The organism is Pseudarthrobacter raffinosi (genome assembly GCF_023913835.1).
Classification (GTDB): Bacteria; Actinomycetota; Actinomycetes; order Actinomycetales; family Micrococcaceae; genus Arthrobacter; species Arthrobacter raffinosi.
This window is the reverse complement of the sequence record NZ_JAMXBG010000021.1, coordinates 63,782-76,155: the sequence shown is the minus strand read 5'-3', so window position 1 is coordinate 76,155 and position 12,374 is coordinate 63,782. Positions and strand designations below refer to the sequence as shown.

Genomic DNA, 12,374 nt, shown 5'->3' with positions numbered 1-12,374 from the left:
TCACCACTTCATGACGCTTGCGGATTTAGTCAACTCCGCACTCGGCTCGGAAGTCGGGCGCGGCACTAGCGCTACATCCGGTCATGGGTCTGGTCTCTGGCCCCAGCTCTCATTTAGCCTTCGACTCTGGCCGTGAAGATGAGCCTATGGCTGGCCTGAGGCGCCTGTCACCAGTGGCAGGTACTCACTTTTGAGCGCCGGATATACGCTTCCTACCCAAGTACAGGGGTTTGGCCGCCGGTCCGAATATTAGGTATAGGGGTTCTCATTCCGCCCATATTTTAGGGATTTGACCGCTGTATCTGGGCTAGCGCGCATAAGGGACTTCAGGTTGATTTCCAAGTGGAGAAAACTGCCTCCATCGACAATCCCGTCTTTGGGTCAGATAGCCGAATTGGCCGGCCACGTTCAGGCCACAGCAGGAGCCAGCGGCACGGCCACGTGGACTATGAGTGCAGCCCGGGCCGTTGCCGTCTGGTGGACGGCCCTGAAGCCGGCAACCTAGAACCTGCCTACACCGCCGTCCGGAAGAAAAGCTCCGTGACCGTTGCCAGCCGGTGCGGGTCCGCCACGCCGCAGAGCTCGCGGGCGGAGTGCATCGAGAGTAGGGGCACGCCGACGTCGACCGTCCGGATCCCCAGGCGCGTGGCGGTCAGCGGGCCAATGGTGGAGCCGCAGGGCATCACATTGTTGGACACAAATTCCTGGTACGGCACCTTCGCCTCCCCGCACAGTCTGGCCCAGAATGCCGCGCCCGGCGCGTCGGTCGCGTACCGCTGGTTGGCGTTGATCTTCAGCAGCGGGCCGCCGTTCAGGACCGGGTGGTTGGCCGGATCGTGCCGCTCCGGGTAGTTGGGGTGGACGGCGTGGCCGGCGTCCGCGGAAACGCAGAACGACGCCGCCAGCGCCTGCCGCCGTTGGCTCACCGTTGCGCCGAGGCCGTCGGAGACGCGCACGAGCACGTCTTCGAGGATGGGCCCGCACGCGCCGGATCGGGAGTTGGAGCCGATTTCCTCGTGGTCGAACGCCGCGAGGACGGCGATCGGGGCGCCGCCGATCGGCCCACCGGCCGCGCCGCCAGACGCAGCAGAAGAATGCGCGATCAGCGCCGCCAGCCCTGCGTGCGTCGCGGAAAGGTTGTCCAGGCGCCCGGAGGCGAAGAACTCGCTGTTGGCCCCGAAAACCGCGGGTGGCTGCGTGTCTGCAATAACGACGTCGTACCCGCCAATCCGCGCCGGATCAACAGAAGCGCCGCCAGGCACATGCGATGCCAAAACCGCCAGCAGGTCAACATCGGCGGGATCGCCCAGGCCCCACACAGGGTTCATGTGCCGCTGCTTGTCCAGCGTCAGGCCGTCGTTCACGGCACGGTCAAGGTGGATGGCCAGCTGCGGGAAGCGGAGCATGGGCCCGGTGGCGGTGAGGTGTTCGGTGCCGTCCAGCATGACCAGCCGGCCCGCCAGCTGAAGTTCGCGGTCCAGCCAGGAGTTGAGCAGCGGCCCGCCGTAGACCTCCACCCCGGCCTGCAGCCAGCCGAACGCTCCCGTGGTGGGCTGCGGCTTGAGCTTGAAGGACGGGGAATCCGTGTGCGCGCCAAGGAGGTTGAACCCTGTGGTGGGCCCGGCATTTTCCGGGACCACCCAGGCGATCAGCGCGCCGTCGCGGACCAGGTAGAACGAACCAGCCCCGCCGGCCCAGGGCTCACGCTCGTCCAGGCCGGTGAACCCGGCTTCATCCAGCCGGCGGGCGGCCTCGTGGACGGCGTGAAAGCTCGACGGCGATGCGCTGACATACGCGCCAAGGTCCTGGATGTGGTCAACGGCACTGGAGGCGGCGGCAGCGGAAGGCGAAGGCATGGTTCCGAGTCTAGATGGTCACATTGAGCCCGGCGGTGTAGCCGGCCGAAGCCGATCCGATCATGGTGGCCAGCTGGTAGATACCGCCGTCATTCCTGAAGACATTGTCCGACTGCAGGGTAGTCCGCTTCATGTTCGCGATGCTGGCCTCGTAGCCGGGAGTGGCGTAGACGTCGTCGCAGGCGGCCTTCGTCAGGGCGATCTGCGATACCGCCAGCACCTGTCCGGCGGCGGTGGCGTTGCTCATGGACTCGAACACCTCGAAGTGGATGTGCGGCCAGCGGCCGGGATAGGCTCCGGGGAAAATGGACGTGAAGGTGACCTGGCCGCTGGCGTCCGCTTCCTGGACGCCGCGGAGGTAGTTTTCGTTTGCGAGTCCGGAATCGTACATGGAGTACCTGCCGTCCCGGTCGCAGTGCCAGGCGTAAACGGCCGCGCCGGCCAGGGGTACACAGCCGTTGGCGTTGTCCAGCAGGGTCAGGGTGAACGTCAGCGGCACGCCTTCAGCCGAAGCAGACCCGGTTCCGAAGCTTGAGGTGATGTCCTGCCGCACCACCCCGGAGGCTGCCAGGACGTTGGGGCCGTTGGAGCCGTCACCGGGGTAAGGACCTGCAGTTTCCTGCGGAATCTCCACGCCGCACTCCGCGATCGCCCGGGTGAGCGTGGGGCTGGCGGCGGGTGTCGCCGTCGTAGTGGCGGCGCTTGCGGTGGCTGTGGCAGTGGCGGCCGACGTCGACGTCCCGGCTGTGGTGCCTGACCCGCCGGGCGTGCAAGCTGCCAAAGCGACTGCCGCACCGCCGGCGCCGAGGAACATTCCGAGGGAACGGCGGCTGATCATGGTGGACAGATCAAACTCAAGGCCTCGGTCGTGGTTGGGGTGGGGAAGGTGGTTGCTCATGGCTCCATCCAACGCGCCCCGCCTATCCCCTGCATAGGCCCTTCCTGTGCAGAACCTGTGCGTCAGTAGGCCGCGCCAGCGTCAGTAATCCGGATTGCTGGGGACCACCAGGCCTGTCTCGTAGGCGTAAACAACTGCCTGGACCCGGTCGCGCAGGTGGAGCTTGGTGAGGATCCGGCGGACGTGGGTCTTCACCGTTGCTTCGGAGAGGAAATACCGGTGCGCGATCTCGGCATTGGAAAGGCCCTCCGCCATGGCTTCGAGCATTTCTGTTTCGCGCGGCGTCAGGTCTTCGAGCAGGGAATCCCGCGGCGCGGCGGACGGGGCCGGCACGGCTGCACCGCGGACATAGGTCTCCAGCAGCCGCTGCGTAACACGCGGGGCCACCACGGCATCCCCGCTGGCCACCACCCGGACGGCATTGACCAGGTCCGACGGCGCCACGTCCTTGAGGAGGAAGGCGGACGCGCCTGCCTGGAGCCCGGCAAACGCATATTCGTCCACATCGAAGGTGGTGAGGATAATGATCCGGGCGCAGGATCCGGAGGCCGTGATGGCGCGGGTTGCCTCGATACCGTCCAGCACGGGCATCCGGACGTCCATCAGCACCACGTCGGGTTTGAGGTCGCGGACCAGCCGGACCGCCTCGGCACCGTCGGAGGCCTCGCCCACAATATGCAGGTCTTCCTCGCCCTCGAGGATGAGGCGGAACCCCATCCTCAGCAGCGGCTGGTCATCAACCAGCAGGACGGTTATGGGTTGGGTTTCAGTCACGTGTGCCTTGCAGTTGAGATGAACGGTTGTGGGGTTTCCGCGGGCTCGTCGGCCGGCCAGGTCAGGACGGCACATACGCGCCAGCCGCGGCCGCGCCGCCCGGCCACCACGGTGCCTGCGTAGATGCGCGCCCGTTCGGCATCCCCGCCAGCCCCTGGCCGGAACCGGGCCCGACGCCGGCGCCTGGGAGTCCTGAACCCGGCCCGCCGCCGTCGGAGGTGCCCGGACCCGGGACTCCCGCGCCGTCGTCGAGCACTTCAATGGTGACCGTGGAGCCGGCCCGGACGATCCCCACGTCCCCACGCCCCAGCGACCGGCCATAGCGGAGCACATTCGTCAGTGACTCCTGAACAATCCTGTAGACCGTCAGCTGGAAGGCCGCGTCGTCGGGCAGCGCCGGGCCTGTGTGCGAGTAGTGCAGCGGCAGGCCCGCGGTGCGGAAGCCCTCCAGGAGCTTCGCCAGGCTGTCGCCGGAAGCGAGCGGCTGCCGTGGCGCGGTCCCGCCGGCGTCGTCCCGGAGTACGCCCAGGACTCGCCGCATGTCCGCCAGGGCGGTCCGGCCGGTCCGCGACAGTTCACCAAGCACTTCCCCGGCGCGGTCGGGGCTTTTCCGGACCACGACGGCGGCGCCATCGGAGAGGCTGACCATCACAGTCAGTGAGTGCGCCACGACGTCGTGCATTTCGCGGGCGATCCGGTTGCGTTCGTTGACGGACGCCAGGCTGGCCGTCCGCGCCGCCCACGCGGCGATCTCCTGCTCGTGCTCCCGCCGTTGCCGCACCGAGATGCCGATCCCGGTGGCGATGACGTTGGACAGGGCGATGGTGGCGCCGGTGGCGATGCTGGTCAGGAGGTGGAAGTCGCCGGGATTGCCGTCGGCATCGTGGACGAAGGAATTCTCCATGGGACCGACGGCGGCCAGCAGGTACAGCAGGGCCAGCGGCGCCGTGGCGGCGGCCATGGCCACCAGCGCGAACCGGCGCGTGTGCACCACGGCCACGGCATACAGCGAGAACCACAGGCCCGCCGAGACATTGGAGCCCCACGGGTGCAGCAGCGTGACGGCCACTTCCATCACCGCGACGAAGGCAGCCAACGCCACGGGGTGGGAACGCCGGAAGAACAGGGCCCCGGCGACCACGAAGAGGAGCGCCGCCGCCAGCCAGGCGCCGGAGATGATCGCGTCCACCACGGTCGGCGCCACCAGAAGCGCGTAGCTGAACACCACCACACCGTCCATCACCCGGGGATGCTGGTATAGGTAGCGCCGGAGCAGGCCGCGGCGCTTGGCCGTGATCTCGGCAAGGGACGCGTCGGCCTGGCTGGCCGGCACGTCCCTCACGAGTGCCGCTTCATTCATGCTCTGAGCCTAGTGTCCGCCTAGACGTCGCGTTTCTTGAGCACGATCATGGCCGGTACCAGGAACAGCAGAACGTAGCCCAGGAATATCAGGCCGCCCTGCCAGGGATCGATGACGCCGTCGGTGTGACCAATGGACAGGAACCGTCCGCCGGCGTCGCTGGGGAGGTACTGGGGCACATACTTCCAGAAGTCACCGGGGATGAAGGTCATAAAACTCGCCGCAATGGACAGGACGAAGAACAGGCCCACCAGCACGGTGATTCCGCCCGCGGAGTTGCGCAGCAGTGCGCCGAGCGACAGGCCGATCAGGGCCACCCCGGCAACGTAGAGGCCGCCCGTGAAGACGCTGTACAGCACCCCGTCCGTGGACCAGTCCAGGTCCAAGCCCAGTCCCTGGAAGACCGGCATGGCGATCAGGAACGTGGCCACGGCGGCGATGGTGGTGATGACGTAGGAGATCACGGCGAGCAGGATTGCCTTGGCCACAAAGGCCGGTGTGCGGCGCGGGACGGCGTTCATGGTGGAACGGATCATTCCCGTGGCGTACTCGGAGGAGATGAACAGGACAGCCAGCGAGCCCAGCACCAGGATGCCGATCTGCAGGCCTGCATTGGGCAGGTTGTACAGGTCAAAGCCTGATCCTGGCGGGAAAGTCTGCGACATCATTTCCGGCGTCAGGGTCTGGCCCTGGTCCCGGGCCTGCTGTGCCATTTCGTCCAGGAAGGAGAACCGGATCAGGACCGCGAGGGCCCCGACGCCGATAATCGCCACCAGGGTCAGGAGCAGCAGGATGCGCGTGGACATCAGGGAGAACAGCTTGATCCATTCGGACCGCAGCACACCGGCGAAGGTCACGCCCTTGGTACCAGCGGTGGAACGGACCCGGGAAGTTTGGGTTTCAGTCATGGTGGTCATCGTCCTTACATTCCTGCCGTTGCCGAGGCGGTTTCCGGGGCGAACTCGCCGGCGGGTCCACCGGTCAGGTGTGAGTGGTATTCCACTTCGTCCTTGGTGAGGTCGAAGTAGGCGTCTTCCAGAGACGACTGCTGCGGGGTGAGTTCGTAGACGAGCACCCGGTTGTCCAGTGCCACCTGGGCGATCTGGCGTGCGTCCAGGCCTGTTACTTCCAGGGTTTCGGGCTGGCCCTGGTCCACGGTCACGCCATCGCCGGACAGCAGGGCTGACAGCTGGGTGGCTGCGGATGTGCGGACCAGGGTTTTGACCTGGCGGGTGCCCGCAATGATGTCCTGCACGGGGGCGTCCGCAATGATTTTGCCGCGGCCGATCACGATCAGGTGGTCTGCCGTCTGGGCCATTTCGCTCATGAGGTGTGAGGACAGGAAGACGGTCTTGCCCTGCCCGGCGAGGTAGCGGACCAGGTTGCGGACCCACAACACACCTTCCGGATCGAGGCCGTTGACCGGCTCATCCAGGATCAGGGTCTGCGGGTCGCCAAGGAGCGCGTTGGCAATGCCCAGGCGCTGCCCCATGCCCAGCGAGAAACCGCCTGCCTTTTTCCGCGCCACTGCCTCCAGGCCGGTCATTTCGATGACTTCATGCACCCGGGAAGTGGGAATGTTGTGCGTCGCCGCCATGGCCCGCAGGTGGTTGTAGGCGCTGCGGCTGGTGTGGACTGCCTTGGCGTCCAGCAGCGCACCCACCTGGTGCAGGGGGGCCTTGTGATCGGCGTAGTGCAGGCGGTTGACGGTGACCGTGCCCGACGTCGGCCGGTCCAGTCCCATGATCATGCGCATGGTGGTGGATTTGCCGGCACCGTTCGGGCCCAGGAAGCCCGTTACCTGCCCTGCTTTGACGGTGAAGCTGACGCCGTCAACCGCCGTTTTGCTGCCGTAGACCTTTGACAGGCCTGTTGCCTCAATCATGGAAAGGTTCCTTAGAACAGCAGCCTGGTGGCTGCGGGATGCGGCGAAGTTTTCGTGTGTACGCTCCACGCTACCGACGGCTCGGCCGGATTTCGCCTGTCTCAGGGATGATTCAGGGTCGAATCAGGGTAGTCCGCACGGATGATCAGGGGTCCCCTCAGGGGGCGCAGGCGCCTTAGGTGCGGGGCGAGTAGTACGTCAGGGCACGCGGTTCCACCCGGATCCGGACGCTGCGCACGCCCGCCAGCGCCTCGCCGTCGACCGCCAGTGCCAGGGGGGAGCCCTCCGACTCAATCCGGACCTCGGTTGCCTCCCGCAGATGGGTGATCCGGGAGGTCGCCACCGTGCCGGTCAGCACCGACCACAGGAGCCGGAGCCGGGCAAAGGATTCGTCGGCGGTGATCATGCGGACATCCAGGACGCCATCGTCCAGCACCGGCCGCGACAGGGGCGCGTGGTCCCGGGGGTAATAGCGCCCACGTCCGATGTACGCGATCCAGAGTTTGTGCCGGACACCGTCCACGGTCAGGGTGGTGGGTGTTCCCGCGGCGAACGTCCGGAACATTGCCACCACGCCGGCCAGCGGTTTGCCGAGGGCCGGCTGCAACTGCTCCCTGCGCCGGACCAGGTTGGGGTACAGGCCAATGCTTGCCGTGTTCAGCATGACCAGGTCAGCCGTTTCCGGGTTGCCCGCCAGCCCGCGCTCGACGGTCACCATGCCGACGTCGGCCCGCGCGGCTTCACCCGCGGCCGCGGCTGCCACAGCGTCCTTCAGGTTGGCAGTCCCTGTGTCCCGCGCGAAGTGGTTGAGCGTTCCGCCCGGGAGCACCAGCAACGGAAGGGAACGTTCGACGGCGGCTGCGGCGGCGGTGCCAACGGTACCGTCGCCGCCCCACACGCCCAGGGCGCGGGTACCCGGGCGGGAGACGGCGGCCTGTATGGCCTCCTCCAGGCTCTCTCCCAGCTCTACCGTTTTTATATGCGCCTTCGGGAATACTTCCTGAAGTGCGCCTGCCGTTTGTTCCGTGAAGGAGCCGCCCAGTGTATTCACCACGATGCTGAGACCTTCACCGCCCGGCAGCTCCGGGGCTTGGGTTGCGGTGCGCGATACTCCGGGAAACGGTGGGCGGACGGGCCACCACTTACGGGTCACCAGCGCCGCCCCTGCGCCGATCGCCGAACCGAAGAACACATCCGAGGGCCAGTGGGCCCCCGTGTGGACGCGGGAGTAGGCCACCCCCAGCGCCGCCGGCGCAAGTGCCGCACCGACAACCGGCTTGACCAGGCCGGCGCCGAGCGCGAAGGCGATAGCGGAGGCCGAATGCCCCGATGGCATCGACGAGCTGGTGGGCTGCGGATGGACGAACCGGAAAACCGGCAGATGCTCAGGGAGCGGGCGTGCCCGCGGCAACAGGGTCTTGAACACCACGTTGGTCACCGCCGATGCCACCGCTTGGGCGATCAGCCCGTGCTGGGCAGCCCGGCGGGGCCTGCCGGGGAAGGCGGCCATGATCGCCGCTGCCCCGATCCACAGCTTGCCGTGGGTGGCGGAGGCGGAGAGGCGCCGGAAAAACTCATCGTGGTTTCCACCCGGGAACGACGACACGCCGCGGACTAGATGCCGATCAAAGCGGCTGATCCAGCCCGGTCCATTGCGCCACAGTCTGTACATCTCCCCACCCTATAACCGGTGGGTTCCCTACTTGGAGGGCAGGACCTTGGAGAACTGGGGCTTGGAGGCCAATGGCCTCGCGGCGCCGGCAAGGAGCAGTGCCACCAGGATCGGGGCGAGGATCGCGAGCAGTGCCAGATGGATTCCCGTGAGGTCGCCCAGGTAGCCAAGCAACGGCGGGCCGGCCAGGAAGGAAACATACCCCAGGGTGGATACAACCGAAACCCTGGCGGCCGCATGCTTCGGATCGTCGGCGGCGGCTGACATTCCCATGGGGAAGGCCAGCGCTGAGCCCACGCCCCACAGTGCAGCACCAACCCCGGCCAGCCAGATGTTCCCCGCGAGCACAAACAGGCACAGACCCGCCGTGGCCGCGGCCATGCTGGCCCGGAGCACTGCAACGCGGCCGTAGGTGTCGATCACACGGCCGCCGAAGAGCCGCATCGCCGTCATTGCCAGGACAAACAAGGCGAACATTAGGGCACCGGTGGATTCCGAACTGCCCAGCCCGTCAACAGTGGCCTTGGCGATCCAGTCGTTTCCGGCGCCTTCGGTGAGTGTTGCGCCCAGGACCACAACGCCTATCAGCAGGGTGCGGCTGTCACGCCAGGCCGATGGCCCCTTCACAGCCGTCGGTTCACCCTCGACCGGAGCGGCCTGGGCCGCGTGGGGGAGGAAATAGCGGGGCGCCACGAGGGCTACAACCACCACCACACCGGCGATGACCAGCAGGTGCAACGGCAGGCCGACGCCGAGCGTTGACAGGCCCGCACCAATCAGCGCCCCCACAAAGGCCCCGCCGCTGAAGGCCGCATGGAACTGCGGCATGATGGTGCGCCGAAGCTTGTGCTCAACGTCCGCCCCTTCAATGTTTTGGGAAACGTCCCACAGCCCGACGCCGATGCCGAAGAAGAACAGCGAAACGGCAGTGCCCGGGACCGATTCCGCCGACAGGGAAAGGGCAATGCCTACCCCGGCCAGGGCTGACAGCAGGGCGCCTGCCCGCACCGCGTTGGCGGTGCCGATCCTCCCCACCACAAGTCCCGCCGTCGGAAGGGCCAGCAGTGAGCCGACGGCGATGCACAGCAGAAGCGTGCCCATCTGGCCGGAGGTCAGGTGCAGCGTCTCGGTGACGGCGGGGATCCTGGCGGCCCAGCTGGCAAAGACGAAGCCGTTGATTCCAAAGACCACAAAAGTGGCGGCGGCTGCTGCCCTGAGGGACGGTCCGGCCGTCGTGCTGGTGTTGATGCTCATGCTTTGACTACTTCCACCGAGATCTTGTTGAGGTGTGCGAGTTCGTCCGCACTCAGGTCTTTGTCCGTAACTATCACGTTCACTGCGTCCAAGGGGGCAACCAGGGCCATCGCGGTGGCATTCCATTTGGCGCCGGCGCAGGCAACAATCACCCGCGCCGCGGATTCGAGTCCGGCCCGCTTCACTGCGGCGTCCTCCAAATCATGGGCCAGGAGACCGTCCCTGAGGTTCAGGGCGCAGGGGGTGACCACCGCCGTGTCGAAGCGCAGGGACCGGATATTGGCTTCCGCGAGCGGGCCGCGGAAGGAGAGCTCGCCGGGAACCAGGCTTCCGCCCGGGAGCAGCAGGGCGGGACGCTGGCCGGCATGCGGGTCGTCGTCGGTGACCGTCGTCAGGGAGCGCATGGACATGGGCATCAGCGTCAGTTCGCGCCCACGGAGGACGCGGGCAATTTCCGTGGCTGTGGTGCCGCTGTCCAGCCACACGTGTTCGCGATCTCCCAGCAGGCCTGCCACGGCGGCGGCGATCCTGGCCTTCACGCCCTGGTCTTCGAGTTCGCGCTGGCCGTAGCCCGGGTTTTCGCCGCCGGCAATGAGGCTCCTGGCACCGCCATGGACCCGACGCAGCACTCCATGCGATGCGAGCAGCTCGAGGTCGCGGCGGATGGTGGCGCCCGATGCGTCGCACGCCTGGGTCAGCTCTTCCACCGAGACTTCGGCCTGGTGGCGAAGCAGCTCCCCGATCAGGCGGTGCCGCTCTTCAGTCTTCATGCTCATATGATAGCAATTTATGATCATATGCACAGAGCACCACCCGACGCTCTCTCACTTAACGCAGGAAAATCACCAACGCTCTCTCACTCTCCTCAAGAAAGTGAGAGAGCGTCGGCCGGAAACCTGCAGGAAGTGAGAGAGCGTCAGCGGGCGCGCTCAACCCGCTTTTCGTCCCACACAGGCTCGGCGGATTCGTAGACGCGGCCGTCGGAACCGAACACCAGGAACCGGTCGAAGGTGCGGGCGAACCAGCGGTCGTGGGTGACTGCCAGGACGGTTCCCTCGAAGTGGTCGATGGCTTTTTCCAGTGCCTCGGCCGAATGCAGGTCCAGGTTGTCCGTGGGCTCATCCAACAGCAGGAGCGTGGCGCCGGAGAGCTGTAGCAGCAGGATCTGGAACCGCGCCTGCTGGCCGCCAGAGAGCGATTCGTACTTCTGCTCCGACTGCGACGCCAGGCCGTAGCCGTCCAATGCGCCGGCGGCTGCCTCCCGGCCCAGGCCGGACCGGTGCTCGTCGCCGCGGTGCAGGATCTCCAGCAGGGTCTTGCCCAGGAGGTCGGGCCGGACGTGGGTCTGGGCGAAGAAGCCGGGCCGGATACGGGCGCCGAGTTTCACGGTCCCCTCGTGCGGCACTTCAGCAATATCGACGTCGGACACGGGAAGGTGCTCCCGTTCCGGGTCCGTCCCGCCCGTGGCGAGCAGGCGCAGGAAGTGGCTCTTGCCGGAGCCGTTGGAGCCGAGCACACCCACGCGGTCCCCGAACCACACCTCGGTGGAGAACGGCTTCATCAGCCCGGTCAGTTCCAGTTTCTCAGCCACAACGGCCCGCTTGGCGGTCCGGCCACCCTTCAGGCGCATGCGCACATTCTGCTCGATCGGCAATGCTTCCGGCGGGCCGGCCTCGAGGAACTTGGCCAGGCGAGTCTGGGCGGCCTGGTAGCGGTTGGCCATGTCGGAGCGGAAGGCGGCCTTGTTTTTGTACATATTGACGAGTTCTTTGAGCTTCACGTGCTCCTCGTCCCAGCGCTTGCGGAGCTCCTCGAAGCGGGCGTTCCGGTCAGCGCGGGCGTCCACGTAGGAGCCAAAGCCGCCGCCGTGCACCCAGGCGCCGGCTCCGTTGATGCCCGGCTCAAGGGTCACGATGCGGCCGGCGGCATTGTTGAGCAGCTCGCGGTCGTGGCTGATGAAGAAGACAGTCTTTTTGGACTCGTTGAGCTTGTCCTCAAGCCAGCGCTTGCCGGGCACATCGAGGTAGTTGTCCGGCTCGTCCAGGAGCAGGAGTTGGTCAGGTCCGGCAAACAGGGCCTCCAGCACCAGCCGCTTCTGCTCGCCGCCGGAAAGGCTCGACGCCGGGCGGTGCTGTGCGCGGTCAAAGGGCAGTCCCAGCGCGGCCATGCAGACCTCGTCCCAGACAGTCTCCACGTCATAACCGCCGGCATCTCCCCAGTCCACGATGGCCTGCGCGTACCGCATCTGGCTGGGCTCGTTGTCTTGCTCCACCATCGCGAGCTCGGCCTCGTCCACCTCCCTGGCCGCGGCGGCCAGGGCCGGCGGAGCGGCGGATACCAGCAGATCTCGGACGGTGGAATCGTCCCGGACCTGGCCCACGAACTGGCGCATGATGCCCATGTTTCCGGAGCGCCCGATCACACCTTCGTCCGGTACGAGGTCGCCGGAAATGATCCGGAAGAGGGTGGTCTTGCCCGTGCCGTTGGGGCCGATCAGGGCGGTTTTGGTACCGTCCGGGACCTTGAAAGTCACGCCGTTGAGCAGCTGGGTGCCATCGGAGAGGAAGTAGTCAATGCCGGAAATGTCTATGTGGGCCACGCCATCAATCTTCCCACGCCCGCCCTACCCGGGTTTTTGTCCAGATAATCGGCCTTCGAGGCAGTTCGGCGCGCAT

The 12,374-nt window shown here is 66.6% G+C and carries 9 protein-coding genes and 1 pseudogene; all 10 read right to left on the bottom strand.

Annotated elements, in window-relative coordinates:
* Positions 1–512: 512 nt before the first annotated feature.
* The 10 genes and pseudogenes from NG697_RS17800 to NG697_RS17755 all read right to left on the bottom strand — a co-directional run bounded on the left by NG697_RS17800 (position 513) and on the right by NG697_RS17755 (position 12,298).
* Positions 513–1,856 (bottom strand): M18 family aminopeptidase, encoded by a 1,344-nt coding sequence (locus tag NG697_RS17800; RefSeq protein ID WP_252614815.1) that lies wholly within the window; start codon positions 1,854–1,856, stop codon positions 513–515.
* 10 nt (positions 1,857–1,866) lie between these two features.
* Positions 1,867–2,754, bottom strand: coding sequence for an intradiol ring-cleavage dioxygenase (locus NG697_RS17795; protein ID WP_252614814.1), 888 nt, complete (start codon positions 2,752–2,754; stop codon positions 1,867–1,869).
* An 81-nt stretch (positions 2,755–2,835) separates the two neighbouring features.
* Complete coding sequence (locus NG697_RS17790) at positions 2,836–3,528, bottom strand: response regulator (RefSeq protein ID WP_252614812.1); 693 nt, start codon at positions 3,526–3,528, stop codon at positions 2,836–2,838.
* Positions 3,525–4,888 (bottom strand): annotated as a pseudogene (locus NG697_RS17785) (sensor histidine kinase). Before NG697_RS17785 ends, NG697_RS17790 begins: the two are co-directional and overlap by 4 nt.
* 20 nt (positions 4,889–4,908) lie before the next feature.
* Entirely contained in the window at positions 4,909–5,796 is an 888-nt protein-coding gene (locus tag NG697_RS17780) for an ABC-2 transporter permease family protein (RefSeq protein ID WP_252614811.1), read from the bottom strand.
* A gap of 14 nt (positions 5,797–5,810) precedes the next feature.
* Entirely contained in the window at positions 5,811–6,773 is a 963-nt protein-coding gene (locus tag NG697_RS17775; protein WP_252614810.1) for an ABC transporter ATP-binding protein, read from the bottom strand.
* 175 nt (positions 6,774–6,948) lie between these two features.
* Positions 6,949–8,445 (bottom strand): bifunctional phosphatase PAP2/diacylglycerol kinase family protein, encoded by a 1,497-nt coding sequence (locus tag NG697_RS17770; RefSeq protein WP_252614808.1) that lies wholly within the window; start codon positions 8,443–8,445, stop codon positions 6,949–6,951.
* Positions 8,446–8,472: 27 nt separating this feature from the next.
* Positions 8,473–9,699, bottom strand: a complete 1,227-nt coding sequence (locus NG697_RS17765) for an MFS transporter (RefSeq protein WP_252614806.1) — start codon at positions 9,697–9,699, stop codon at positions 8,473–8,475.
* The gene (locus NG697_RS17760) at positions 9,696–10,469 is read right to left on the bottom strand and encodes a DeoR/GlpR family DNA-binding transcription regulator (RefSeq protein WP_252611290.1); all 774 of its coding nucleotides are present in this window, start codon (positions 10,467–10,469) and stop codon (positions 9,696–9,698) included. Before NG697_RS17760 ends, NG697_RS17765 begins: the two co-directional genes overlap by 4 nt.
* Before the next feature lie 146 nt (positions 10,470–10,615).
* Positions 10,616–12,298 (bottom strand): ABC-F family ATP-binding cassette domain-containing protein, encoded by a 1,683-nt coding sequence (locus NG697_RS17755; protein ID WP_252611292.1) that lies wholly within the window; start codon positions 12,296–12,298, stop codon positions 10,616–10,618.
* Between the last annotated feature and the right edge of the window lie 76 nt (positions 12,299–12,374).

Coding starts and splice junctions, on each gene's coding strand:
- NG697_RS17800 (WP_252614815.1), bottom strand. CDS start 1,856: ATGCCTTCGCCTTCCGCTGCCGCCGCCTCCAGTGCCGTTGACCACATC.
- NG697_RS17795 (WP_252614814.1), bottom strand. CDS start 2,754: ATGAGCAACCACCTTCCCCACCCCAACCACGACCGAGGCCTTGAGTTT.
- NG697_RS17780 (WP_252614811.1), bottom strand. CDS start 5,796: ATGACTGAAACCCAAACTTCCCGGGTCCGTTCCACCGCTGGTACCAAG.
- NG697_RS17775 (WP_252614810.1), bottom strand. CDS start 6,773: ATGATTGAGGCAACAGGCCTGTCAAAGGTCTACGGCAGCAAAACGGCG.
- NG697_RS17770 (WP_252614808.1), bottom strand. CDS start 8,445: ATGTACAGACTGTGGCGCAATGGACCGGGCTGGATCAGCCGCTTTGAT.
- NG697_RS17765 (WP_252614806.1), bottom strand. CDS start 9,699: ATGAGCATCAACACCAGCACGACGGCCGGACCGTCCCTCAGGGCAGCA.
- NG697_RS17760 (WP_252611290.1), bottom strand. CDS start 10,469: ATGAAGACTGAAGAGCGGCACCGCCTGATCGGGGAGCTGCTTCGCCAC.